29 protein-coding genes are annotated in these 26,011 nt (G+C 46.4%); all 29 read right to left on the bottom strand.

Annotated elements, in window-relative coordinates; all coding sequences use genetic code 11:
- Positions 1-11: 11 nt before the first annotated feature.
- The 29 genes from ispG to FB479_RS03160 all read right to left on the bottom strand — a co-directional run bounded on the left by ispG (position 12) and on the right by FB479_RS03160 (position 25,997).
- Positions 12-1,094: a flavodoxin-dependent (E)-4-hydroxy-3-methylbut-2-enyl-diphosphate synthase gene (ispG, locus tag FB479_RS03300; protein WP_007719240.1), complete on the bottom strand. Its 1,083-nt coding sequence runs from the start codon at positions 1,092-1,094 to the stop codon at positions 12-14.
- A 55-nt stretch (positions 1,095-1,149) separates the two neighbouring features.
- Positions 1,150-2,415: an RIP metalloprotease RseP gene (rseP, locus tag FB479_RS03295; RefSeq protein WP_142062380.1), complete on the bottom strand. Its 1,266-nt coding sequence runs from the start codon at positions 2,413-2,415 to the stop codon at positions 1,150-1,152.
- Positions 2,416-2,458: 43 nt separating this feature from the next.
- A complete protein-coding gene (locus FB479_RS03290) occupies positions 2,459-3,607 on the bottom strand; it encodes a 1-deoxy-D-xylulose-5-phosphate reductoisomerase (RefSeq protein ID WP_142062377.1) in 1,149 nt (382 codons plus the stop codon).
- 40 nt (positions 3,608-3,647) lie between these two features.
- On the bottom strand, positions 3,648-4,433 hold the full coding sequence (locus FB479_RS03285) for a phosphatidate cytidylyltransferase (protein ID WP_106653483.1): 786 nt from the start codon (positions 4,431-4,433) through the stop codon (positions 3,648-3,650).
- A gap of 17 nt (positions 4,434-4,450) precedes the next feature.
- Positions 4,451-5,221 (bottom strand): undecaprenyl pyrophosphate synthase, encoded by a 771-nt coding sequence (locus FB479_RS03280; protein WP_048033430.1) that lies wholly within the window; start codon positions 5,219-5,221, stop codon positions 4,451-4,453.
- 66 nt (positions 5,222-5,287) lie between these two features.
- Positions 5,288-5,845 (bottom strand): ribosome recycling factor, encoded by a 558-nt coding sequence (gene frr / locus FB479_RS03275; RefSeq protein WP_015891724.1) that lies wholly within the window; start codon positions 5,843-5,845, stop codon positions 5,288-5,290.
- A 2-nt stretch (positions 5,846-5,847) separates the two neighbouring features.
- Positions 5,848-6,570, bottom strand: a complete 723-nt coding sequence (gene pyrH / locus FB479_RS03270) for a UMP kinase (protein WP_007719254.1) — start codon at positions 6,568-6,570, stop codon at positions 5,848-5,850.
- A 159-nt stretch (positions 6,571-6,729) separates the two neighbouring features.
- The gene (gene tsf, locus FB479_RS03265) at positions 6,730-7,617 is read right to left on the bottom strand and encodes a translation elongation factor Ts (RefSeq protein ID WP_106653481.1); all 888 of its coding nucleotides are present in this window, start codon (positions 7,615-7,617) and stop codon (positions 6,730-6,732) included.
- Positions 7,618-7,754: 137 nt separating this feature from the next.
- Positions 7,755-8,465 (bottom strand): 30S ribosomal protein S2, encoded by a 711-nt coding sequence (rpsB, locus tag FB479_RS03260; protein ID WP_015891726.1) that lies wholly within the window; start codon positions 8,463-8,465, stop codon positions 7,755-7,757.
- A 246-nt stretch (positions 8,466-8,711) separates the two neighbouring features.
- The gene (locus FB479_RS03255; protein WP_142062374.1) at positions 8,712-9,404 is read right to left on the bottom strand and encodes a DNA polymerase III subunit gamma/tau; all 693 of its coding nucleotides are present in this window, start codon (positions 9,402-9,404) and stop codon (positions 8,712-8,714) included.
- Positions 9,379-9,903, bottom strand: coding sequence for a DUF6115 domain-containing protein (locus FB479_RS03250; protein ID WP_106653478.1), 525 nt, complete (start codon positions 9,901-9,903; stop codon positions 9,379-9,381). The genes FB479_RS03255 and FB479_RS03250 overlap by 26 nt, the downstream gene beginning before the upstream one ends.
- A 23-nt stretch (positions 9,904-9,926) precedes the next feature.
- Positions 9,927-10,265: a hypothetical protein gene (locus FB479_RS03245; RefSeq protein ID WP_106653477.1), complete on the bottom strand. Its 339-nt coding sequence runs from the start codon at positions 10,263-10,265 to the stop codon at positions 9,927-9,929.
- A 47-nt stretch (positions 10,266-10,312) separates the two neighbouring features.
- The gene (locus FB479_RS03240) at positions 10,313-11,731 is read right to left on the bottom strand and encodes a flagellar assembly protein A (RefSeq protein WP_106653476.1); all 1,419 of its coding nucleotides are present in this window, start codon (positions 11,729-11,731) and stop codon (positions 10,313-10,315) included.
- Positions 11,732-11,762: 31 nt separating this feature from the next.
- Positions 11,763-12,551: a FliA/WhiG family RNA polymerase sigma factor gene (locus FB479_RS03235; RefSeq protein WP_106653475.1), complete on the bottom strand. Its 789-nt coding sequence runs from the start codon at positions 12,549-12,551 to the stop codon at positions 11,763-11,765.
- A gap of 16 nt (positions 12,552-12,567) precedes the next feature.
- Complete coding sequence (locus FB479_RS03230) at positions 12,568-12,951, bottom strand: hypothetical protein (RefSeq protein ID WP_142062371.1); 384 nt, start codon at positions 12,949-12,951, stop codon at positions 12,568-12,570.
- Positions 12,952-12,954: 3 nt separating this feature from the next.
- Positions 12,955-13,440, bottom strand: a complete 486-nt coding sequence (locus FB479_RS03225; RefSeq protein ID WP_106653474.1) for a chemotaxis protein CheD — start codon at positions 13,438-13,440, stop codon at positions 12,955-12,957.
- Positions 13,427-14,053, bottom strand: coding sequence for a chemotaxis protein CheC (locus FB479_RS03220; RefSeq protein ID WP_048033437.1), 627 nt, complete (start codon positions 14,051-14,053; stop codon positions 13,427-13,429). Before FB479_RS03220 ends, FB479_RS03225 begins: the two co-directional genes overlap by 14 nt.
- 5 nt (positions 14,054-14,058) lie before the next feature.
- Positions 14,059-14,535, bottom strand: a complete 477-nt coding sequence (locus FB479_RS03215; protein ID WP_007719278.1) for a chemotaxis protein CheW — start codon at positions 14,533-14,535, stop codon at positions 14,059-14,061.
- Positions 14,536-14,551: 16 nt separating this feature from the next.
- Entirely contained in the window at positions 14,552-16,576 is a 2,025-nt protein-coding gene (locus FB479_RS03210; RefSeq protein ID WP_106653473.1) for a chemotaxis protein CheA, read from the bottom strand.
- A 21-nt stretch (positions 16,577-16,597) separates the two neighbouring features.
- A complete protein-coding gene (locus FB479_RS03205) occupies positions 16,598-17,713 on the bottom strand; it encodes a protein-glutamate methylesterase/protein-glutamine glutaminase (RefSeq protein ID WP_106653472.1) in 1,116 nt (371 codons plus the stop codon).
- A 31-nt stretch (positions 17,714-17,744) separates the two neighbouring features.
- On the bottom strand, positions 17,745-18,608 hold the full coding sequence (locus FB479_RS03200) for a MinD/ParA family protein (protein WP_106653471.1): 864 nt from the start codon (positions 18,606-18,608) through the stop codon (positions 17,745-17,747).
- A 4-nt stretch (positions 18,609-18,612) separates the two neighbouring features.
- The gene (flhF, locus tag FB479_RS03195; protein WP_142062368.1) at positions 18,613-19,959 is read right to left on the bottom strand and encodes a flagellar biosynthesis GTPase FlhF; all 1,347 of its coding nucleotides are present in this window, start codon (positions 19,957-19,959) and stop codon (positions 18,613-18,615) included.
- Entirely contained in the window at positions 19,956-21,998 is a 2,043-nt protein-coding gene (gene flhA, locus FB479_RS03190; protein WP_056488397.1) for a flagellar biosynthesis protein FlhA, read from the bottom strand. Before flhA ends, flhF begins: the two co-directional genes overlap by 4 nt.
- An 18-nt stretch (positions 21,999-22,016) precedes the next feature.
- Positions 22,017-23,114, bottom strand: coding sequence for a flagellar biosynthesis protein FlhB (gene flhB, locus FB479_RS03185; RefSeq protein WP_106653468.1), 1,098 nt, complete (start codon positions 23,112-23,114; stop codon positions 22,017-22,019).
- Positions 23,111-23,893 carry a flagellar biosynthetic protein FliR gene (gene fliR, locus FB479_RS03180; protein ID WP_106653467.1) on the bottom strand — a complete coding sequence of 261 codons (783 nt, stop codon included), beginning with the start codon at positions 23,891-23,893 and terminating at the stop codon, positions 23,111-23,113. The genes flhB and fliR overlap by 4 nt, the downstream gene beginning before the upstream one ends.
- A 3-nt stretch (positions 23,894-23,896) precedes the next feature.
- Complete coding sequence (fliQ, locus tag FB479_RS03175; protein WP_106653466.1) at positions 23,897-24,166, bottom strand: flagellar biosynthesis protein FliQ; 270 nt, start codon at positions 24,164-24,166, stop codon at positions 23,897-23,899.
- A gap of 30 nt (positions 24,167-24,196) precedes the next feature.
- The gene (gene fliP, locus FB479_RS03170; protein ID WP_106653465.1) at positions 24,197-24,958 is read right to left on the bottom strand and encodes a flagellar type III secretion system pore protein FliP; all 762 of its coding nucleotides are present in this window, start codon (positions 24,956-24,958) and stop codon (positions 24,197-24,199) included.
- Complete coding sequence (locus tag FB479_RS03165; protein WP_142062365.1) at positions 24,955-25,635, bottom strand: flagellar biosynthetic protein FliO; 681 nt, start codon at positions 25,633-25,635, stop codon at positions 24,955-24,957. Before FB479_RS03165 ends, fliP begins: the two co-directional genes overlap by 4 nt.
- Positions 25,635-25,997, bottom strand: a complete 363-nt coding sequence (locus FB479_RS03160; RefSeq protein WP_007719294.1) for a response regulator — start codon at positions 25,995-25,997, stop codon at positions 25,635-25,637. The genes FB479_RS03165 and FB479_RS03160 overlap by 1 nt, the downstream gene beginning before the upstream one ends.
- Between the last annotated feature and the right edge of the window lie 14 nt (positions 25,998-26,011).

Here is a 26,011-nt window from a genome sequence, read left to right as displayed (position 1 = left end):
AATCACATGCATTACCCTACAGTTGTAGGTTTTTGCTCGTTTACTATTTCGTTAATTTCTTTCATCAGCTCTTCAAACAACTCGGTTTCTTTTACTTTCCGAACAATTTCACCATTACGGAAAATCAAGCCCTCGCCATTTCCGCCCGCAACGCCTACATCTGCTTCACGAGCTTCACCAGGGCCATTTACCGCGCAACCCATTACCGCTACTTTTAACGGTACTTTCAGTGTAGAAATAGCATCCTCGACTTTTGTTGCCAATCCGATCAAATCAATTGCGCATCGACCGCAAGATGGGCATGCAATGACCACTGGATCGTTGTTCACGATATCCAAGCTGCGAAGGATTTGTTTCGCTACTTTAATTTCTTCAACAGGATCAGCCGTCAGGGATACGCGGATGGTGTCACCGATTCCCATCGACAATACCGTTCCGATTCCTACTGAAGACTTAATGCTGCCGGAGAACTGTGTACCTGCTTCTGTTACACCAACATGCAGCGGATAGTTGCGTTTCTGTGCCATCAACGAATAGGTTTGGATCATCGTTGGAACATCGGAAGACTTCAAGGAAATGACGATGTTATCGTAATTCAAGTCTTCCAGAATTTGAACGTGGTCTATTGCACTTTCTACGATCGCTTCCGGAGAAGGGTAACCGTATTTTTCCAAAAGCCTTCTCTCTACTGAACCGGAGTTGACCCCGATACGGATCGGAACATTGCGCTCGCGGCACGCTTCCACTACGCGTTGCGTTTTTTCTTTCGATCCGATGTTGCCTGGGTTGATCCGAATTTTATCAATCCCGCTCTCCAGTGCAATCAATGCCAGCTTGTGGTCGAAATGAATGTCGGCAACAAGCGGCAACGGGGAGCGTTCTTTAATTTTTTTGATGGCACGTGCTGCATCTTCATTGATGACGGCCAAGCGAACAATTTGGCAACCGACATCGTGCAGTCTCTGAATCTCGGCCAGAGTTTTTTCTACATCACGTGTGTCTGCTGTCGTCATCGACTGGATGACTACGCTTTTTTGGCCCCCGATTTGCACTCCACCTACAAAAACCGGTTTCGTCTCCTCGCGCTTGAACATTTTGCACCATCCTTTTACGTATGTCTGTTTTTCTTTCTATCGTGTTAGTACGTGTTTAGGAGAACAATCGTTGCAGATCATTCCAAGTCACTACCAAAATCAGCAACATCAAAAAGGCAAAGCCCAAGAAATGAACCATTCCTTCTTTATGCGGGTCAACAGGTCGACCACGCAGCGCCTCTACTCCCAAGAATGCGAGACGTCCGCCATCCAGGGCTGGCAGTGGCAACAGATTGAACAACCCAAGGTTAATGCTCAAAGCCGCGGACCACTTCAACAGAACCGCCATACCTTGTTGGGCAACCTCTCCAGTCATCTTAAAAATGCCAACTGGACCACTCAAGTCCTTTAGCCCGTATTCTCCAGTTATAAGCATACCTAAGCTCTTCAAGATCATCACTGTAAACTCGTATGTGGAGGTCGCCCCGTATTTCAAAACCTCTCCTGGGGAAAACGTGAGTGCGTAGGTAACCATGATTTTGCCCACGTTGTTTTCATCTTTCTCTACTTTAACTGGCACAGTCATCCGCTGGCCATTGCGCTCGTACTCAAAGGTTAATTGTTGATCCGGCGCTTTGCTAATCTTCTCTACAACATCTTTCCACGAGGATACAGGCTGACCTTGAATCGCGATCACCTTATCACCTGGCAATAATCCAGCTTGAGCTGCAGGTCCTCCCGGAATTACATTCCCCAGATAGCTGCCATTCGGTACGCCGTACAAGAAGCCGATCACGATAAACAAAACAAACGCCAGCAAAAAGTTGGCTGCAGGTCCTGCAAAAATCGCCCAAAAACGTTGTGATACGGTCTTGCCTTTGAATTGTCTGTTCAGAGGGGCAATCTGTACTTCTTGTCCATCCTTGACCAGATGAGCCTGTGGATGAACAGCAAACGTCTTCTGCTCTCCATCCAGTTCAAGCACGATATTTAAATTTTGCTCCAAATCAAATTGTACCACCGTACCGGTGATCGCACGAGCAGAACCAGAACTTGGCCCATCGAGCAAAATATGTGTGACCTTTCCTAACGCATCCCGCTCCACGCTTACTTCCATGTGCGGTTTCAACATATCCATCTCCGGGTCTTCCCCCGCCATGCGAACAAGTCCACCGATGGGTAACAGGCGTAAGGTGTATTCCGTTTCTCCCCGCTTCACGCGAAAAATTTTTGGCCCCATTCCCAGTGCAAATTCACGACATAAGATCCCTGCCCTCTTGGCCAGAAGGAAGTGTCCTAGTTCGTGCACAAAGACAAGTACCCCAAATACAACTACAATCGCGAGAATTGATTCAACGGAATCCAGGTTGGGCAAAGGCAAGTGAACAGCCACCTTTCTGTCAAGTATCTAACACTCATATTCCTTAGATGGAGACGAGCGCGTAAGAACGTGCCCAATCATCAGCTGCAAAAATATCCGCAAGCTCTGGGCTCGCTACACCAGCGTGAGCTTCGCAAGTTTTTCGGACGACCTTTTCGATGTCTAAAAAACTAATGGCTCCCTTCAAGAACCTATCAACTGCGACCTCATTGGCTGCATTCAGTACTGCCGTATGCGTACCACCTGCTATACCGCACTCATACGCTAATTTTAACAGAGGATAACGCTCATAATCCATGGCTGCAAAATGAAGCGTGGCGATCTTGACCAAATCAAGTGGTTCCGTAGGCAGTTTTTTTCTGATGGGATAGCTCATGGCGTACTGAATCGGAACCTTCATATCCGGCGTACCGAGTTGGGCCATGACGGCTCTGTCTTTGTATTCTACCATAGAGTGTATGATACTTTCATAATGCAATACGCATTCGATCTTCTCATAAGGTAAATCAAACAGCCAATGAGCCTCGATCACTTCAAAACCTTTGTTCATCATGGTAGCAGAATCGATGGTAATTTTTGCACCCATGCTCCAATTCGGATGAGCCAATGCCTGCTCTACTGTCACTTGCTGTAGGTCCTCGCGAGAGAGGTGACGGAAGGAACCTCCTGAAGCGGTCAAAATAACTCGCGCCACATCTTCCTTGCGCTCGCCTTGCAGACATTGGTAGACAGCTGAATGCTCGCTGTCTACTGGAATAATCGATACGCCTTTTTCTTTCGCTCGTTTCATGACGACAGGGCCAGCGCTCACCAGTGTCTCTTTGTTGGCCAGTCCAATTGTTTTTCCCGCCTCAATCGCAGCGAGTGTAGGTGCGACCCCTACACTGCCGACAACAGCGGTCATAACGAAATTGGCAGCTTCATGACGGGCAACCAGTTCCAATCCTTCCGCACCGTAAACGATTTCTGGTTGAGACTTGCCCGCCAATCTATCTCGCAGTTCAACGGCAGCCTTCTCATTTCCTACAGAAACGAGCTCGGGCTTGAATTTTTCCACCTGGCGTGTCAATAGATCGACGTTTGTTCCAGCAGCCATAGCCACCACCGAAAAATCCTCAGGATGCTGATCTACGACTTCCAGCGTGCTCGTTCCAACTGACCCCGTTGAACCTAAGAGCGCTATTTTTTTCACGGATTTCACCCTCTATATCTCTTTCTATATGCAAAAGGTTTTAGACAATACCTAATAGATGTAGAACCGGAAAGACGAGCAAAAAACTATCAAAGCGATCCAAAACGCCCCCGTGACCCGGAATGAGCTGTCCTGAATCTTTTACATGGAAATGTCTCTTGAAAGCCGACTCAACCAAATCACCCAATTGACCGACGATCCCCGCAACAAGTGCGATGGTCAAAGCCTGATCAATCGCAAAATGTCCAAAGCTTGCATTGATGGAAAGAACAATCAAGACAGAAGCCACGAGACCTCCTAAGGCCCCTTCCACCGTCTTGTTTGGACTTATTTCTGGCCACAACTTACGCTTGCCTATTGCTTTTCCGACAAAATAGGCGCCCGAATCAGTCGACCAGATTCCCATAATGACCATGACCGTAAGCATAAATCCTTCAGGTAGGTTTCGGGTAGCGGCCATATAAGTAAAACCGTAGCCTATGTATAACGCCCCCACCAACGTAAGGGCGACGTGTTCAATGTGAAACTGATTTTTCCGTAAAACGGAGTAAATCAACAAGAGCAGGATGACGGGCAGCATCAGATCCGGCATGCTGATACTGAGCCAATCCGAAAATAATAGAGACGGCCACAAAATGCTTAACATCAATACATATCCGAGCAATCCTGCCAAATAAAATGACTGAATGCCAGCCATTCTCATAAATTCAAAATAGCCAATGACAGCCAGTAAAAACACCAGTAGCGAGTACCAAGCTCCACCAGCATACATCAAAAATAGAAAAGCAGCCCCACCAATCAGGCCTGTTATTATACGTTGCTTCAACTGATTCCACCTCTCGGCTATACCGCCCCGTAGCGACGAGCTCGGCCTTGGTATTCCACGATTGCCTGATAAAAATGTTCACGGGTAAAATCAGGCCATAGCACGTCCGTAAACCATAATTCTGTATACGCTAATTGCCACAGCATAAAGTTACTCAAGCGAATCTCTCCACTTGTGCGAATCAAGAGGTCTGGATCGGGAATTTCGCTTGTATACAGGTAGCTCGATATCAATTCCTCAGTCAGTTGCTCTGGTTGAAGCTCACCTGCTTTTACTTGTGCTGCCATTACTGAAAATGCTTTTGCAAGTTCATCTCGCCCGCCGTAATTCAGGGCAAAATTCAATTGAAGACCGCTATTGTCCTTCGTTTTCTCTTCTGCTTCCAGCAGTGCTTTCAGCGTATGAGAAGGCAGCTCGTTTTTACTGCCCAGCATGCGTATGCGGACACCACGTTCTATTAATTCATCCAATTCTGTCGACAAAAATTCCTGCGGAAGTTTCATGAGAAAATCCACTTCATCGCGTGGACGCTTCCAGTTTTCGGTAGAGAATGCGTACATGGTCATATAACGAACGCCAATCTCGTCTGCAGCCTTGACGACTTCTTTTACTGCTTTCATTCCTGCACGGTGCCCGGCAACCCGGGGTAAACTGCGCTTGTTGGCCCAACGACCGTTACCATCCATAATAATCGCCACATGTTCCGGAATTTTACCGGAACGATCCAACTCGGCTGGCTCCGATTGCTTTTCTTTGCGGCCCCATTTGCGCGCCAGATGTTCTAACATAAAGTGTTCCCCCGTAATGAGAGATATAGACGTACATCCCCCTCAAACGAGGGGGATTACCATTACCTATACTTCCAAAATGTCTTTCTCTTTGTCCTTAACAATCTTGTCAACTTCGGCGATGAATTTATCCGTCGTTTTTTGTATGGTTTCCTGATGACGACGAGAATCGTCCTCAGAAATGGTAGCAGCTTTTTCAAGCTTTTTGATTTCATCGTTTGCATCGCGACGGATGTTACGAATCGCTACCTTTGCTTCTTCTCCACCTTTACCTGCCAACTTCACGAGCTCTTTACGACGCTCTTCTGTCAGTGGAGGAATGATCAGGCGGATAATCACGCCATCGTTGGATGGAGAAATTCCCAAATCCGATTGTTGCAGCGCACGGTCAATTTCTTTGAGCGCCGTTTTATCCCAAGGCTGGATAGTCAGCATACGCGGCTCTGGTACGCTGATGTTTGCCAATTGGCTAATCGGCGTTGGAGTGCCGTAGTAGTCTACTGTAACACGATCCAGCATCGCTGGGTTCGCACGACCTGCACGCAGGCTGGACAGATCTCTTTTCAAAGCATTGATCGCTTTATTCATGCGATCTTCCATGTCATTTAGCACAGTTTGTGGCATAATTATTCCCCTTTCACTAGAGTACCGATTTTGTCGCCCATTACTGCCCGACGAATATTGCCTTCTTCAGAAATGTTAAAGACGATCAACGGAATACTGTTATCCATGCACAAGCTGGACGCTGTTGAATCCATGACACCTAAACCTTTATTCAGCACTTCCAGGAATGTCAACTGGTCGTACTTCTTAGCGTTCGGGTCAAGGCTTGGGTCTGCAGAGTACACACCGTCTACCTTGTTTTTCGCCATCAGGATTACTTCAGCTTCAATCTCAGCTGCACGCAGAGCAGCTGTCGTATCCGTTGAAAAGTAAGGGTTACCAGTACCGGCAGCGAAGATGACCACACGCATTTTTTCCAAATGACGAATGGCACGACGGCGTATGTATGGTTCTGCTACCTGTCTCATCTCAATCGAGGTTTGAACACGAGTCGGGACGTTCACTTTTTCTAACCCATCCTGCAAGGCGAGTGAGTTCATAATTGTGGCCAGCATCCCCATGTAATCGGCTGTTGCCCGATCCATTCCTTTAGAGCTGCCGGAAAGTCCGCGCCAGATGTTACCTCCTCCGACGACTACTGCGACTTGTACACCCAATTCTACGATTTCCTTGATCTGGTTAGCGACGGAGAAAATAACCTTTGGGTCAATACCATACCCTAAGTCCCCCGCCAAAGCTTCCCCACTCAACTTTAACACAACCCGTTTATAGGCAGGAAGTGGCATGTGAAACGGCCTCCATTCATGAATCATTCTCTGTGCCCAGTCTTCATTCCTTCTAATTGGGAACAGGTACACACTGCTATTTACATGCAGAGAGTTTCACACAAAGTGAAACTCTCGCTTTGAAAATAGGGAACACGAAGGTGTTCCCTATAACCTTTATTATTGCTTATTAACTTGAGCCATTACTTCAGCTGCGAAGTCTTCTTGTTTCTTCTCGATACCTTCGCCTACTTGGAAGCGAGCGAAACCTTTCAAGGTAGCACCTGCTTCTTTCAGCAGAACAGCTACTTTCTTGTCAGTATCTTTTACGAATGGTTGCTCAACCAGTACGTATTCTTCGAAGAATTTGGAGAGGCGGCCTTCTACCATTTTCTCAACGATGTTAGCAGGTTTGCCTTCAGCCAGTGCTTGGTTTTTCAGAACTTCACGCTCACGTTCGATCTCATCAGCGGAAACTTCTTCACGGTTAGCAAAACGCGGGTTGGACGCTGCTGCGTGCATGCCCAGGTCTCTTGCGAGTGTTTCGTCTTGTGTGCCTTCCAAAGTTACCAGAACGCCAATGCGGCCACCCATGTGCAGGTAAGCACCGAATACGCCAGCGTCAGATTTCTCAGAGAGTGCAAAACGACGGAAGGAGATGTTTTCTCCGATTGTCGCGATTTTCTCATTGATTACATGAGCCAGAGTCTCGCCAGCACCTTTGAATGGTTGCTCCAGAGCTTCTTCAACTGTTGCAGGACGTTGGGAAACAACGTGCTCAGCAATGTCTTTTACGAGCGTTTGGAACTCAGGGTTTTTCGCTACGAAGTCAGTTTCGCAGTTTACTTCTACAACTGCTGCAACGTTTCCAGCTACTGCCGTTCCAGTCAAACCTTCTGCTGCGATACGACCAGATTTTTTCGCTGCTTTCGCGATACCGCGCTCACGGAGCAAGTCAATTGCTTTTTCCATGTCGCCTGCTGTTTCTTCCAGCGCGCGTTTGCAATCCATCATACCTGCGCCTGTACGCTCGCGCAGTTCTTTAACCGCTTGTGCACTAATTGCCATTGAGTGAAACCTCCTCGAAAAGTTACGATCCTATTATAATCGAAAAGCAAGTCACCTGTTAACCTTGGTGACGCTATTCAGCAAAAAAGGATGGACGGGGGTTCTGACACCCTCAGTCCACCCTTTAACACACATGCTTACGCAGTTGTTGTTGCTTGTTGCTCTGTACCTTGGTTTCCTTCCAGGAGAGCGTCTGCCATTTTAGCAGTGAGCAATTTCACAGCGCGAATTGCGTCATCGTTACCTGGGATCACATAATCGATTTCATCTGGATCGCAGTTAGTATCTACGATCGCTACGATTGGGATACCCAATTTACGAGCTTCTGCTACAGCGATGCGCTCTTTACGAGGATCGATGACAAACAGAGCGTCAGGCAGTTTATCCATGTGAGCGATACCGCCCAAGAATTTTTCCAGACGATCCATTTCTTTGCGCAGAACGATAACTTCTTTCTTAGGCAATACTGCGAAAGTACCATCGTTTTCCATACGCTTCAGCTCAGCCAAGCGAGCTGTACGTTTTTTGATGGTTGTGAAGTTTGTCAGAGTACCACCCAACCAACGTTGGTTGATGAAGTAGTGACCTGTGCGTTCTGCTTCTTCTTTAACGGATTCTTGTGCTTGTTTCTTCGTACCAACGAAGAGGATTTTTCCGCCATCTTGAGCGAGTTCACGTACGAAGTTGTACGCTTCCTCTACTTTCTTAACGGTTTTTTGCAGGTCGATAATGTAGATTCCGTTACGTTCGGTGAAGATATAGCGAGCCATTTTCGGGTTCCAACGACGAGTTTGGTGACCGAAGTGTACACCAGCCTCGAGCAATTGTTTCATCGAAATTACTGCCATATTTCACACCTCCTTCAAAAATGGTTTTTGTGATGCTACCTCCGCCTCACCGCATGTTCCAAGCAATTCTGCCATAGGCAGCACCGTTGCCGGAATTGGTGGACGTGCGATTTCAACACCGTAAATGAATATATCATATGGGAGTTTCAATTGCAACAAACGAATTCCATTTATTTCGTAAAAAAAAGTTTTGACCCTTTTGGCAGACGACAAACGGACACATTTCGTTACATTGAAAAAAACCGCCTATTTTTTAGGCGGCGTTGTTATCAACTTGACGATGTCTGCTTCCTTAGAGGCGGTCGACACTTCATAGGTACCGACACGAATGCGATTTAGCTTGTCACTCGCACGTAGCTGGGCCACAAATTGATTGTCGGCAGGAAGGATTCCTTCCTTTACTAGGATCTGCGCTACATCCTCTGCAGTTGCTTTGTAAGGAACAGTAAAAGATACCTTCTTATCTGCTACAGGTGCTTCCACTGTCGGAGCTTTAGGTGCCACCGTATTGGGTGGTGTTGGTGTCTGCGTATTTGGTACTGTTGGGGTAGCCTGGCCATCTTTACTCACTGGATTGGTTGGCGGAATCACCTTTTGCTCTGAAGCTGCAGGTGTTCCAGGCTGAACAGCTGGCGTCTGCGGTTGCTTTGTCACAGGCGCCACTGTTTGACCTACCTTTGGTGTTACTGGCGCCTTAGGCACTCCAGGAGCTGGCTGTACGTTCACTTTCTTTTCTTCCTGCCACTGTTTGTATTCTTCTGCTGTAAGAACGACCATTTCCAGCTCTTGTGCAGCTGCTTTCATTTGATCTACAGTCATAGCTGGGGCCTGCGCAGTCTGTTTAGGCGCTAACATTCCGATAATGGAGGTAGCCACAATCAGTCCTGCTCCAAATCCAAATAATAGCTCTTGTTTACGCATCGGCAAGACCTCGCTCATGCCTGTCAGCCAAGGAAAAGATCAAATCGATTTCCCCTCTGCCGGCACCGAGTCGTTTTGCGATCTCATCCCGAGACAAACCTTCTTTATTCAGCTCAAAGGCACGGCGATAACGTTCACGCAGTGCCAGCATATCCAACTCTTGAACTTGAGGTGTTGGTTCTATCCTATTCGTATCCTTCGAAGCCTCTTGCTTGTGACTTTCACTCTTTTGCCATTGTTCTTCCATATTGTCTAATCGCTTGCGCAAACTAGCGATATCCTCGAGAAGATCCGCTCTCATTTCCTGCCATTCTGCAGCAAGAAGATTGGTTTCTTGCTTTACCTGTTTTTGAAGACGCTGCACGCTTTTTTCGAGCTCGTCCTTGTCCGTCGTGCGTTGTGTCGGTAATGAGGAAAAGGAGTCAACAGGCTGCTTCTTTTTAATAACAAAAGCAAGAAGCATGCTGATCATTCCTGCTCCAATCAGGATGGGATACACTACGTCCATGTTGTCCACCTTTATTTCTGGCTTGACTTCATTTATAAAGAAATATCTATAATACGTCCACGCAATGGATCTCTCATGAGATCAGCATTCGTAGATACACCTTCGCTTGATTCGGACAATTGACTCCCAGTGGATTCTTTTTTGTCCTGTTGTTCATGCTGTCCTTGCTGTTTTTCTCTTTCACGTATCTGGTTCTTTTCTGATTGCTCAATATCGCTCGGGCGCTGGCGCATCTGTTCATCCAGGTCTCTTCGCTGATCAATCATTGATTGTTGTTCATGCATGGTTCGTTGTTGCTGATGCTCCTGAATTCGGCTGACTTCTAGCGTGCGTGGTATTGCCACCTGCAATTCAACCGCTTTCAAACTCATATGGCCCCAACTCCCTTTTTCGCACTTAAGTATGTAAGCATCCTGGATCAGATAAGAGTTGCTGTACTAATTTCACCGTCTAGCACAATAAAGCGCGTTCTGGCATACTCGTGCTTGATAAAGTGCACCAGCTTTCCAAACGTCATTTTGATTCCTGGATACATTACATGATATGCCTCAATAGCTGCTGGGCCTTCCCCTTTCAGCTCGAGTTCAATATCATTTCTGCGTGCTTCCAATTCCTTGCTTTCTTTTTCCAGAACCAAACGAGTATTGGTTAGCTTGATTTGCATGAGACGTTTATCTGCTGGAAGTTCTTTGCTGACTTGGAGGATCTGATTAATAACGCCTAAACCTTGATCTGTTTTGCGTAAATTTTCATACACATTTTGCAGTTCTTTTTGAATGTTCGCCAGTTCTTGTCTTAATTCGGGTTTTACTCCTACTTCGAGTATCGTAGGAGTGGCACTGCTGTTCCCAAATACTCGTGCCGCAATCTTTTCCCCAGCCTGCAGCACGCCGCCAATGATGAAGCCTTTTGACCCTTTGCAAATGATTTGCTTGCCGGCTCTTACGGTTGAGAACATAATGCTTTGTGAAACAATGACTTGATTGCCAGCCGTTACATTGGCGTTTTGGATAAAGGACGTCCGGATATCTTTCCCCGCAACAATGCAGCCTTTGTCCTGGGCAACAATCCCGCTTTTGATTTCAATGGAGCCTTCCGCGTACAACTCGGCCCCTTCTACACTGCCAAGTACGCGGATATCTCCTGATGACTTTACGCGAAAGCCATTCAATACGTTCCCGCGAATGACCACCGTTCCCACAAAATCAATATTGCCAACACCAAAATCAACATCCCCGTTTACTTCAAATACGGGAAACACGTTCATTTTTGCCTGTTCCGTAAAGGAGACTTGTCCGTCAATAGCGGCGTATAGCATCGTCCGCTCTTGATTGAGCACAACATTTTTCCCAGGCTTTATGTTTATTTCCTTGCCGGCTTTGGGAGCGATGGGCTCTCCGGTAACTGCTGTGCCTGGTTGTCCCTGGCTTGCTGATATTTTACGCGCCAAGAGTTGTCCTTTTGCTACATTAGGGATTGTCGTGACATTATAAAAATCAACCCGGCCATCCTCTAGCTCTACTGGACCTTCCCCTTCATTAATAGAAGCCAAATAGGGGTACTCGATAGTCGCATCGGTTCCGCCCACAGGTGCAATCCCTTGAGCAACCTTTACTTTCGCGTTTGCATACTTCGCGGGAAAGGTACACAAGTTCTGCACTACATCATCGAGAATTCCATACTTCACATTGCTTGCCTGTAATGCTTTGTATACGTCTGTTTCCAAGACGACAATTTCGTCGATATCTTGTTCGTCCACACGTAATAGTACCTCAGCCTCCAATTTATCAGCTGAAATTCTTACTTCTATTTTATATTTCCCGATCCCTTCCATCATTCTACCCCTCTCAAGCTTGGGTAATGTCCCCTTACATCAATTGCGATTTCCATCTGGACAACGCAGAACGAAGTCGGAAAAGAGCTTTGGAGTGCAACTGGGATATTCTTGAAGGTGACAAGCTCATGATTTCCGCAATTTCTGATAAGGTCATTTCTTCAAAATAAAACAAGGAGACAACCAGTCGTTCCTTTTCAGGCAATTTGTCGATCACCGTTACAAGAACCTCTTTTAAGCTGGATACTTCTGCCACATTTTCAGGGCGTGGTGTGAGCTCGTCGATGATATACGAATGTCTTGCTGTTTTTTGCTCGTCTTCATCCCCTACTGCCTCATCGATAGAAACCATGCTGGCGAGTGAGGTTTCCAAGAAAACCTGTTGAAGCTCCTTTTTGCTTATTCCCAGATAATCAGACACTTCTTGATCGGTTGGCATTCGCAGCATTTGCTGTTCCAAGGTGGTGTATGCTTCTTCGATTTTTTTGGCCTTGTCTCGAACAGTACGAGGGATCCAGTCGTTCTCGCGTAGTCCATCGATCATTGCACCACGAATCCGCCACATGGCGTACGTCTCAAATTGGAGACCCCGGGTATGATCGAATTTAGCCAAAGCGTCCAATAGCCCAAAGCGCCCATAACTAATCAAGTCATCCTTGTCCACATTTGCTGGCAGATTAATTGCCAACCGATTTGCCACCTTATCTACCAGTGGCAAAAACCGCGTGACCAAGTCAACCTCCGCCTCGCGACTTCCCTCTTGCTTCCACATGACCCATTTATCGAACTCTTTTGCTTTTTCTTGACTGGTTAGCCGTGCCACGAATAGTCACCAACCTTTACTCATCTGATAAGCGCCTAACGACCTCTGCAACGGTGGCTGGATCTTCAGTAGGATGAATCCTTTCCATCTTGTTGATTGAGAGTGGTGCAAATGTTTGATCTTCCTGTTCGAATTGATGTCCAATTTCCAGAACGACCCCACCTTCTGCTAGAGGAGAGCTTGTCCCCTCTAGCGTGTCCGTAACCATTGGTGGAGTAGATGACTGTATGAACGTTGCGAGCAGCCAACGAATTGGAAATGCAGCGAGGAAGAATAGGACAAATGCGATACCTGCTCTCTCCAGTGATACAAGCCAGACATTACTCGCCACAGCCGTACCCAGCGTTACAAGAAATGCGAGCATCCCTAATCCAAAATTAATCCAAATGGTTCCTAACATTTGTTATACTTCCTTCACACCTTGATTTACGGTCCTGATTTGAAGAATGCCGTTTGTGGCATCTAACTCTATTGTCCGACCGCAGTTTCCCCCTGTATCTTCTGCCACGATCTTTATACGAGCATCCTTCAATGCAAGTTTGCACGCCTCTACATTTCGAGGCCCAATCCGCATGGTGTCATTATTCCCTAAAAATGCGAACATTTGTGCACCGCCAGCCAATTTCGCAACCGTGTGTCTGGTCTCCGCACCAGCCTTCACCATCAACTGAATCAGATGGGGGATTGCTGTATCCGCATACTTGCCTATCGTTAGCTCCCCGCCTTTAGCCAAAGACGATTCAGGGAGCATAACATGTGCCATACCTGCAATTTTATGGATATGATCGTAGAGCACTACCCCTACGCAAGAACCTAAACCGGTAGTACGCAGCTTGCTCGGCGGCTTTGCCACACCGAGATCCGCCATCCCTATCTTAATAATCTCCATCGAACGGAACCCCTAATGAACGAAATAGTATTGGGAGCGATTCAGGATCAGGAATTAAGAAAAAGTTCCCTTTTACTTGATCATTGCCTTCGAAAAAAGCGGTGTCAATCGTGAGGGCAAAGTCACCCGCTTGACCCAACGCTATTAATCCATAACTTAGAATAGCTCCAGCCATATCCACAGCGAGTGCAGGTACGGACGGCTGTAAATTTAATTGTGTAAAATCAGCTAACGATGATAAATAAGAACCTGTTAAGATGTTGCCAATCTCATGCAGCGCCGAGATCTCCAGCTCTTCCCACTCGTACACATCTTTATTAATTCCTGTAATTTGTTCGAGCAGATGCTTGGCAGAATCCAAATCAAGGATGAAAAACATGTTCCCTGGACAATCGCCTTCAACCCGGAGGAACACGGTCACTACTACAGTTTCCGCTCCTCCTACACAATCTGCAACTTCGTCGAAGGGGATAATCTTGACTTGTGGAACTTTCATATCGATTTCTTTTTGTATGAGCTTGGAGAGAGCCGTGGCAGCGTGACCAGCACCGATGTTCCCGATTTCCCGTAAAACGTCAAATTGGAAATCCCCAAACTTCGTAAAATCGCCCATTTTACTTACCCCTCAATTGCGTCCAACTGCTTGATTTCCTCTGTGCTCAATACTTTATCGAGGTTTAAGAGGATTAACAGTCGTTTATCCAGCTTCGCGACTCCTCGCAAATAAGCAGCCTCCACTCCTCCTACAACCTCTGGAGGCGGTTCAATCGCATCAACTGGTATATCGATAACATCATTAGCAGCATCTACAATGAGACCCACTTCCAATTCACCTACGGCCACGATAATGATTCGAGTTGCTTCGGAATAGACGCTTTCTTCGAGACTAAAACGATTGCGCAGGTCAATAATCGGTGTCACAACGCCACGCAGATTAATAACCCCTTTGACGAAACTAGGCGTTCGCGGAACTCTTGTGATGTGCTCCAGTTTTTCAATGGATTTAACCTGATGAACCTCTACGCCATACTCTTCGTCCTTCAATCGAAAGACAATCACTTTGACTTCGCTAATGACTTCTTTTTGATCGAGCATGTGGCTGCCCCTCCTTCTACTTAATCAGCGAGTTACAATCTATGATGAGCGCGACCTGACCGTCTCCCAGGATCGTTGCACCTGAAATGGCAAATACATTAACCAGATATTTGCCGAGAGATTTTAGAACAATCTCTTGTTGACCGATGAACGAATCGACGACAAGGCCTGCCATTTTCTCACCTTTACGTACGATGACGACTGCCACTTCATCTTCCATCGTTTCCCCATTATCAGGCACTTGGAAAATGTCCTGCAGCGAAACGAGCGGCACTACACGTCCCCGGAAGTCGATCACTTTTTGGCGGTGAGCCATCATGATTTGATCTTTTTTAAATACAGCCGTCTCAATGATGGAGCTGAGTGGGACAGCGTACTTCTCATCTTTCACTTGTACCAGCATCGCGGAAATGATAGAGAGCGTAAGTGGCAATTGAATGAGGAAAGTCGTGCCCTGGCCGCGTACAGAATCTACGCTGACACTGCCGCCCAACGATTCAATTTTGGACTTAACGACATCCAGACCAACACCACGACCGGAAATATCAGAAACAACTTCCGCTGTACTAAAACCTGCTGCAAATAGCAACTCGTGGATTTGCTTGTCGCTCATGCTATCTGCAGTAGCAGGATTGACAATCCCTCTCTCAAGCGCTTTTTTGAGAACCTTATCTTTATTGATTCCAGCTCCGTCATCTTTTACTTCTATAAATACATGGTTCCCACTGTGGAAAGCGCGGAGCTCGATTTTTCCTTCCTCTGGCTTACCCGCCTTTTTCCGATCTGCTGGAGACTCAATTCCGTGGTCAAGCGAGTTACGCAGCAAGTGATTGAGTGGGTCGCCGATTTCGTCGATGACGGTACGGTCCAATTCTGTCTCCGCACCGATAATCTCCAGATTCACTTTTTTATTCAGATCTTTTTGTAGATCACGAATCATACGTGGGAAACGATTGAATACTTGCTCCACCGGAACCATGCGCATGGTCAGAATGATGTTTTGCAAATCGCCACTAATCCGACTCATGTGCTCCACGGTTTCCTGCAGTTCGTTCTTTCCAATCTCCCGTGCCAACTGCTCCAGACGGCCGCGGTCAATGACTAATTCGCTAAACAGATTCATCAAGATATCCAAACGTTCGATATCCACACGAATTGTTTTTCCACCAGCCGTCGCCTTCTTCACTGGTGCTTGAGGAGCTTCTGCTGCTCCTTTCTCAGCTGGTGCTGGTGCCTGTTGCACTACGGGAGCAGGTGGAGCTTCACTCTTCAATTGAATGTTTTCGATTGTCACATCTTGGATTTCCGAAATGTTAAGAATCGTAGTACGTACTTTTTCAATCGATTGCTCCGTCACATATGCGATTTCAAACGATTGTTCAAATCGCTCATTCTCAATATCTTCAACAGCTGGCTTCGTTTTGATCACTTCACCCATGGATTCCAACTGATCAAAAACCATGTAAGAGCGGGCAGCCTTGAGCAAGCAGTTTTCATTCAATGTCACTTTGATCCACAAAACGTTGTTTCCGAGCTCCTGAGACTGCTTCAAGACCATCATTGCATAATCATCGAGCTCATGATCTTCAGCTGGTGTACTTTCCTCTTGCGGTGCTTCCACTTCCATCGTAGCAACTGCTACTTCCTGCTCGGCTGAGAAGTCTCCCGCAACAATCGCCCGGAGTTTCTTTACAATAGCGGATACATCTGCTGAACCGTCTCCACCTTCTGTGATATCGATTACCATGCCTTCAATCAAATCTACGCTCTGAAAAATAGCGTCCATGATGTCACTGGTAATCGTTAACTTCTGATTGCGAATCAGGTCAAGTACATTTTCCGCTTCGTGAGTCAAACTCGCCATGTCTTCAAAGCCCATGGTCGCCGACATACCCTTCAATGTATGTGCGGAACGAAAAATCTCTTTGACGTGGCCAATATTACCCGGATCACTTTCCAAGAGTAACAAATTGGCGTTGATTGCCTGTAGGTGTTCCTTTGACTCCTCAATAAACATGTCCAAATACTGATTCATATCCATAGGTGATCCACCTCCCAAAAATCAGTGCAAGAGCTTGCACAACAGCTCTGGAATCTTTTCCAATGGGGCCACGTTGTCTGCCAAGCCTGCTTGAATCGCTGCTCGTGGCATTCCGTATACGACACAACTCGACTCATCTTCAACAATACTTGTGACACGGCCAAGCTCCTTCATAAGCTTTAGTCCTTTAGTCCCATCATTTCCCATGCCTGTCATGATGATTGCCCATTTGTCTACATTTGTCAATTGACTGACTGATTCAAACAGAATATCGACAGACGGTCTGTGACCGCCTCGTGGCTCCTCTTGATGCAAATAGGCCTGCAGTCTCCCATTTACTTGACGAACTTCGAAATGGAAGCCTCCTGGAGCGATGTACGCTGTACCATTTTCCAAATACTCACCATCGACAACCTCGGTTACTCGAATTTGGCATAACGAGTCTAGTCGATTTGCTAACGATTTTGTGAAACCTGCTGGCATATGCTGAACGATGGCAATTGGTGCCGGAAAGTTCGCCGGAATTGCAGTCAGTACACTCTGCAATGCTTTAGGACCACCCGTGGAAGTCCCCAGAACCACCAGTCTTGCCTTTCCGCCCACTTGTGACCGCATCACGGCAGGCGGGCTCGGTATTTTCGTACGTATTACTGGAGATGCCGGTGTAACCGGTGCAGGTTTTGATTCGGAAGATACCGGTTTGACTACGCGAGGGATCTGCTTTCTCAAACGTACTTTCGACGCTGCCGCAGCCTTCACGCGCTCGATAAGACGATCGCCCACTTTGTGAATGTCGAGAGAAATTGGACCAGAAGGCTTCGTTACAAAGTCAAACGCTCCTAGTTCCAACGCATGAATTGTAGCTTCGGCCCCTTCTTTTGTCAGGCTGCTCAACATGACGATCGGAACCGGGCACTCATTCATCAGCTTTTCCAGTGCGTCCAAACCGTTCATGACCGGCATTTCAATGTCGAGTGTGAGGACATCCGGCGCCAGTTCTTTACATTTTTCTATACATTCGAGTCCATTCTTGGCTCGATCAATCACTTCAATCTCAGGATCAGTAGATAAAATGTCCGAAATCACTTTACGCATGAATGCTGAATCGTCCGTGACGAGAACCCGGATTTTGCTCATTCGAATGTCGCTCCCTTCCTACATTTATGTCTCATCGTATGAAGTGCCTCAACCTCGCAAGAAAACCTTTGAGACCACTGACAGAAGTATCTGAAGTATCCGGACGATCCAAATACCGTTCTACCAGATTTCGTATGCTTCTCGCGGCTTGCGATTGTGGATATGTAAGTAGAAAAGGACGCTGCAGTTTAACAGCTTTTGAAACGTAAGGATCATCAGAAACATATCCAAGCGACTGAATATCCATATTCAAAAAGCGTTTGGAAACCATCGCAAGCTTGTCCGCCGTCATTTTCCCTTCTCTCTCCGACGACGCTCTATTAATCACCAAGCGAATAGAGACAGCGGGATTACGTGCGTGTAGCATCTTGATGACTGCATATGCATCCGTTATCGCTGGTGGTTCGGGGGTGGTAACGAGGATGACCTCGTCTGAGGAGAGCATGAATCGCATGGATTCTTTTGAAAAACCTGCTCCCGTATCAAAAATGATAGTGTCGGCATAGCCTTGCAGCGGGTCCAGATGCGAGAATAAGCGATCTAGCTTCTCATCATCTAACTGCATAATCTGCGTAAATCCAGAACCACCCGCGATGAACTCTAAGCCTCCTGGCCCGTGCTCGATAATGTCCCAAACAGTCGTATCTGGCTCTAACAAATGAAACAGATGCTTTTTTGGGGTAATTCCCATTAATACATCCAGATTTGCCAGACCCAGATCCAAGTCAAACAAAACCGCTTTATGACCCTTCTCAATCAAACCAAGTCCAAAATTCAAGCTGAAATTGGACTTGCCGACACCACCTTTTCCACTCGTCACTGTCACCAGTCTAGTTGGTCGTGACTTCTTGTTTTGTAGCATCCGCTCACGGAGTTGCTCTGCTTGGTCACGCATCTGTTTACTCTCCCATAATCATCGTTGAAACCAGCTCGGGTGTAGCTACAACGATATCATCTGGTACATTTTGACCTGTCGTTACATAGGAGAGTTGTAGATTCATCTCCTGACAAACATTCAGCATTGTGCCAAAGCTGTTCGTTTCATCCGCTTTTGTAAAAATGACTTGCTTCACTGGAACTTCCGCAAAATTTTGGACGATCGCTTTCATATCGTTGAATTTGGAGCTCAAGCTAAGTACTAGGTAGTTCACGCTGTCTTTTCCATGCTCCAACAATTCACGAATGCCTTCCACGTACTCATCGTTGCGAAAATTTCGTCCAGCGGTATCGACAAAAATGAGTTCACAATCACTTAAGCGTTCCATCGCTGCCGCCATTTCTTTCGGAGAAAAGACAACCTCCAGCGGGACATTCAAAATGTTTGCGTACGTCTTCAATTGTTCTACAGCCGCCATTCGATACGTATCAGCCGTGATAAAGCCGATTTTTCGTTTTTCTTTCAACATGCTGTTCGCCGCAAGCTTCGCAATGGTCGTTGTTTTTCCAACCCCCGTCGGACCGAAAAAGAAAGCATACCGTACGTTCTTACCCAACTTTGGTGAAGATACTGTATATGGCTCGATCATGGAAGTGACAATTGATCGGCATACCGCAAACGCTTCTTCCTCCGTCCACTTTTCACCCGGTTGCGACATTTCCATTACTTTTCGAATGATTTCCGCTGTTAACTCTTCAGTCACTTCTTGCTTCAATAACTGTGCACGAATAGACTGTATCGCCGGAGGAAGTTGTTCACTTAAGTCATGCACTAACAGCTTTTGAAACATTTGACGCATATCTCGCATTTCAGTGGCAATCGCGTCATGATTGCTCGCGTGTAACACTCTTTCTTGGGAGGTCGTGACAGGAGCATGCTGCTCAGCTAGCTCACCTTGCTTTTGCACATCTCTCGTATCTGAGATCTCTTCTTTTGGAGGCGCCGCAACCGCGGTTTGTGTCATCGCGACTACGAGCTGCTCTCTACCTGTTGATTCAACTTGTTGATTCTCCGATGCTTTTGTCACAGGCGGTCTTCGATACGCTTGAGCAGCCGTGTACGTACCCGTCTGCGATTTGGGCAAAACGTTGTTGGTTCGATGTTCAGCTGCTACTGTGGGATTTTCTCGCTCGGATGCCTTTTCATCGACAGCAGCGATTACTTCGATTCGTTGTTTGCCAAACATCCCGAACAATCCACCTGTTTTGATCGGCTTGGAATTAAGAATCACTGCATCCATTCCTAAGTCCGTCCTGATTTTTCCCATTGCTTCTGGCATCGAATCGACAATGTAACGTTTTACCCTCACGAAATGTTCACCATCCCTACGCTTTGCACTTCAACATGTGGTTCGAGCTCGCTGTACGACAAAACGGGAACGTCTGGCATCATGCGATCTACTAATTGACGCAAGTACATTCGGACCGCTGGTGAAGAAAGAATGATCGGCTGTTGACCCGAGTTGATCATTTTGCTCACTTCAGTCGACATGTTTTGGAAAATTCGCTGAGACGTTTCCGGATCCATCGCCAGATAGCTTCCTTGCTCAGACTGTTCCACACGTTCAGAGATTGCTTTTTCCAATCCTGCTCCAGCTGTAAGCACGCGAAGTGGTTGTCCTGGCTCCGTAAATTGGAGTGTAATCTGTCTCGCCATCGCTTGTCTCACATATTCTGTCAGTACATCTGGATCTTTTGTATACAAGGCATGATCCGCAAGTGCTTCGAGAATGACGTGGAGATTTCGAACAGACACTTTTTCACGCAACAGCTTTTGCAATACTTTTTGTACGTCCCCAATGGCCAGCAGACTTGGAATCAGCTCGTCTACGAGAACTGGTGCTGTCTCCCGTACATTGTCGATCAGGGCCCTTGTTTCCTGGCGACCTAACAATTCGTGGGCATGTCGCTTGATGACCTCTGTCAGATGTGTAGCCACAACAGATGGCGGATCGACAACTGTATAGCCAGACAGCTCAGCAATCTCCTTATTCTCTTCTGTTACCCATAATGCAGGCAATCCAAACGCAGGTTCTACGGTTTCTATCCCAACAATGGAATCATCTTCGATCCCTGGGCTCATCGCCAGATAATGATCTAACATGATTTCCCCTTTTGCGACCTGGTTGCCTTTTATTTTGATCATGTATTCATTCGGTCGAAGCTGGATGTTGTCACGTATACGAATGACCGGTACAACGATCCCCATCTCGAGTGCGATTTGTCTTCGAATCATAATAACCCGATCTAGCAAATCTCCTCCCTGCTTCACATCGGCAAGCGGGATTAAGCCATAACCGAACTCGAATTCGATCGGATCGACCTGTAACAGGTTTACGACGCTTTCTGGACTGCGTACTTCTTCCATTTGCTGCTCTTCCACCTTATCGGCGGATTCTTGAATTTGCATCTTTTGGTTCTTCTCCATTTTCCAAGCAGCAAATGCCATTATCCCGCATACCGGAAGTACAGGCAGAATTCCAATCGGTGTAAAGAGCCCCAGCAAAAGCATGCATCCGGCTACGATATAGAGAAGACGCGGAAAGCTGAACATTTGCTTGACGATGTCTTCTCCCAAACCTTCACCAGAAGTGGAACGCGTTACAATAATACCTGCTGCGGTCGAGATTAAGAGCGCTGGGATCTGGCTCACCAGTGCGTCACCGACAGACATGGTAGTGAATCGAGAGGCAGACTCGGCAAAGCTCATATCGTGAATGAGCATCCCGATGATAAAACCACCAATAATATTTACGATAAAAATGATAATACCCGCGATGGCGTCCCCTTTTACGAATTTGCTGGCACCATCCATTGCTCCATAAAAGTCAGCTTCGTTCTCAATCTTTTTTCTTCGGACACGTGCATCTGCTTCTGTGATCATTCCTGCATTCAGATCCGCGTCGATACTCATCTGTTTACCAGGCATCGCGTCGAGCGTAAAACGTGCTGCTACCTCAGCTACACGCTCAGAACCTTTGGTGATTACGATAAACTGAATGATGATCAAGATCAGAAACACGACGAAACCGACAACTTGATTACCTCCGACTACAAAGCTACCGAACGTTTCAATAACTTTACCGCCTTCACCGTGCGATAAAATGTTTCTCGTCGTCGACACGTTCAAGGCTAGTCGAAAAAGGGTTGTAATAAGCAAAACCGTCGGAAAGATCGAGAATTCCAAAGTTTCTTTTGTATACATCGACACAAGCAAGATGGTCAATGCAAGGGAGATATTCAAAATCAACAGCAAATCTAGTAGCGCTGAAGGAAGTGGGATTACCATCATGACAACAATGCTTATGACAAAAAGGATCGTACCAACTTCTTTAAATTTGAATCCCACTGGTTATCCTCCTTCCATTTATTTCACTTTCCCTTGCAGCTTGTAGACGTACGCGAGAACTTCCGCGACCGCTTTAAACATCTCTTCGGGAATTTGTTGCCCAACTTCAACTTGACTATAGAGAGCCCGGGCCAAGGGCTTGTTTTCCATGGTAACGATACGATGCTTTTTCGCTACTTCCCTTATTTTTAATGCTAGATAGTCTTGCCCTTTGGCGATTACCGTCGGTGCGCTCATCGCACTTGCGTCATAGCGAACGGCAACAGCAAAGTGAGTCGGGTTCGTAATAATGACATCCGCTTTGGGAAGCTCCTGCATCATACGGCGAATGGCCATGCTTCTTTGCCGTTCACGAATCTTCCCTTTAATGAGCGGATCACCTTCCGCTTGCTTATGCTCGTCCTTGAGATCCTGCTTGGACATCCGCAGATTCTTTTCATGCTCATAACGCTGATAGGCGTAGTCCAGAATCGCGAGAATGAAAAGCAATAACCCGAGATAGATTCCCAGCTTTGTCACCTCTTCGGCAGTAAACGATAGGACTGCTCCGATAGACAATAAGGAAAGCTGTACAACTTGTTCCTTTGCACTCCACAAAATGACGTACGCGACATATATGCCTGCACTTATTTTTAATAAAGATTTCAGTAGCTCTACGAGCGAGCGTAAGGAAAAAATTCGCTTTGCCCCTTTAATTGGATCGATCTTTTCCAGTTTCATTTGAAGGGGTTCTGTACTAATTAGCCAGCCTACCTGCATGTAGTTCACCGCAAATGCGACAAGAAAACTCAAGCCTAGGATAGGTCCTACAATTTTTATCGCTTCAAATACAAGCTGCATCACGATGACTTTTAAATTTTCTTCATTTACTTGCCATGTGGTGTATGTAATCAATGATTCCCGCATCAAATCTTGAAATATGCCTAGCATGGTAGAGCCAAGCATCATTAACAGAAAGAAAAATGCTGTCAAAGATAGGGCTGGGGAAAGATCCTGACTTTTCGCGACTTGCCCTTTTTTTCGTGCGTCTTGCTTTTTCTTGGGCGTAGCTTTTTCTGTCTTTTCCCCATTAAAAAATTGAAGATCTATTTGATAAGAAAGCCTCAATTGATTCATGGTGATCCTCCGAGCGATTTCATCATTTCTGCAAGTGCCCGGAACATATTCCCAAACAATCCGTTCAGGGTCAGCAAGAACGCAGGCATCACCACGATAAGAAGTAAAAAGCCTGCAAGCAGTTTTATGGGCAAACCCACCACAAAGATATTAAACTGCGGGACAGATTTGGCGATAATACCAAGAGAGAGATCAACCAGAAACAATGCAACGACGATCGGTGCCGCAATCATAAACGCACTCATAAACATCGTTTGAAAGGTTTTTACTGCTGTCATCATGACGTTTTCGCTTCCGAAAGCCGCCCACATGATGTCCACCGGTATAACCTGGTAACTGCTTATCACACCTCGTATCAGCATGTGATGCCCGTCAATACTGAAAAAGTACAGGACAGCGAGAATATTTTTGAAGTTACCTGTCACCGGGATATATGCACCCGTTTTGGGGTCAATCACGTTTGCCATTGCGAGACCCATCTGCATGTCCATCAGTCCGCCGGCAACCTGAATGGCGATAAACATCATTTCACATATGTAACCAAGAATGACACCAACAAGCGCTTCCTTCATGACATACAGAATAAAAGTCAAATCCATCGGAATCTCGCCTTGTACCGGCAAGGATTGAAAACTGATGACGGCAATGATAAACGCGAGGCCGATTTTAAACTGATTCGGTACGCCACGAATGGAAAAGAACGGAGCCGTTACAAAAAAGGCACTCATTCGGACAAAAACAAGCAAGAATACGGGCAGATACATCAGAAAAAGATTCATATGCTACCCAACAAAACGATGAAGGTTACCGAAGATCCCCATCGTAAAATCAAGCAGTACCCGAAGCATCCATGGGCCGACAGCCAATATCACGACAAATACGGCCACGATCTTTGGAATGAAAGCGAGTGTCTGCTCCTGAATTTGTGTCGTTGCCTGAAAGACACTGACCATCAAACCGACCAGTAAGGCGACCCCAAGTGCGGGTGCCGAAATCAGCAGGATGGTATAAACAGAGCTTTGGGCAATCTGCATAAGTAATTCTTGTGTCATGCTCTACCTCCTGAGGCATTCGGAATGTCGCTAAAAACTGGTCAAAAGTGATTTCACTATGAGATACCAACCATCCACCATGATGAACAATAAAATCTTAAACGGCAATGAAATCATAACCGGCGGTAACATCATCATCCCCATCCCCATCAAAATACTGGAGACGATCATATCAATTACGAGAAAAGGAATGAATATCATAAAGCCGATCTGAAAAGCCGTCTTCAATTCACTAATGGCAAAAGCAGGTACGAGAGCATTCAACGGAATATCTTGGATCGATTTTGGTCGTTCGGCTTTTGTGTATTCCAGAAAAAGTGCTAAATCTTTTTCACGCGTCTGCTTTGCCATAAATTCCTTAAAGGGGATGACCGCTTTGTCCAATGCCTGCTGCTGCGTTAGCTTTCCTTGCATAAATGGCTGTACGGCTGTTTCGTTTACTTGTCCGAGTGTCGGAGCCATAATGAAAAATGTCATAAACAACGCAAGGGCAATCAATACCTGGTTCGGTGGCATTTGTTGAGTTGCCAACGCATTTCGAACAAAAGACAACACAATGACAATTCGCGCAAAACTGGTCATTAAAAGCAAAATCGCTGGAGCTACAGATAGTACTGTCAAAATCAGTAACAGCTGAATGGCCGTCGATGTCTCCTGCGGTGTTCCTGTTCCGCCGCCTATCTTCAAATCAATGCTCGGAACAAGCGGTGTTCCCGCTGGCGCCGCCATGACCATATCAGGTACGGATAGCAACACTGCGACAAGCATCAGCACCTGCAAAAAATATTTCATTTTTGGTCCCCTCTGTCCTGAGCTTGCTCTTTCTTCCAATGTTCTGTATGGTCTGGACGATTTTTCAAGTCGTTCCATTGACCCTGCAACAGATCTTGAAAGCTTTTGCCGTCCATATCAGAAGAAAACAAGATTTCTTCTTCTGCCTGCTTTTTCTTACCGAACGGGAGCCATTCTAGCGAGAATGGGCTTTTCATCGGTTTGATCTCTGCGTCAGCCAAGATCAAATCTACCTCTTCACCCGGTTCGATCCTACGAAGCAATTGAACGTTTTCTCCCACTCCCACGATGTACAATGACTCACCGATCATAACAACCTGAAGTGTTTTGCCATTGCCTAGCGCAGTGGCGCTAATCACTTTAATTGGTCCATGACTCTGAGCCCCTTGACGTCGACCAAGAAAACGGAGCAATAAAAAGATTAATACTGCAATAAAGCCTAGCGAAAAGATGACTTGAACTAGATACCCGATCATACTTCCTGTTCCGCTGCCCGGAATGGCCGCCGGCTGTTCACTGCCGGCGGGCGCATTGCTAGTTGGCACTTTTCCCTGGTTGTACGCATCCGCTACTGAACCTTCCGCAAAAGCGGTACTCGCCAGGGAGGAGACGAAAAGCAACAGGATCAGACTGAAGGCTAAAATGAGTCTTGCCCCTGCATTCCGGATCATCATCATTAGCTCATTGTCTTTTTGATCGCTTCCAGAACGCGATCCGCCTGGAATGGTTTTACGATGAAGTCTTTTGCGCCCGCCTGGATCGCATCGATTACCATCGCTTGTTGTCCCATCGCGGAGCACATGATCACACGCGCGTTAGGATCCAACTTTTTAATTTCTTTCAATGCAGAAATTCCATCCATCTCTGGCATGGTAATATCCATGGTTACGAGATCAGGTCCCAATTCTTTGTACTTTTCAACTGCTTGTGCACCGTCACTTGCTTCCCCTACGACGCTGTACCCGTTTTTCGAAAGAATTTCCTTGATCATCATACGCATGAACGCTGCATCGTCGACGATTAAAACTTTGTTAGACATGAATAGCTCCTCCC

The organism is Brevibacillus sp. AG162 (genome assembly GCF_006715575.1).
Taxonomy (GTDB): domain Bacteria; phylum Bacillota; class Bacilli; order Brevibacillales; family Brevibacillaceae; genus Brevibacillus; species Brevibacillus brevis.
This window is presented reverse-complemented; position numbering and strand designations above follow the sequence as displayed.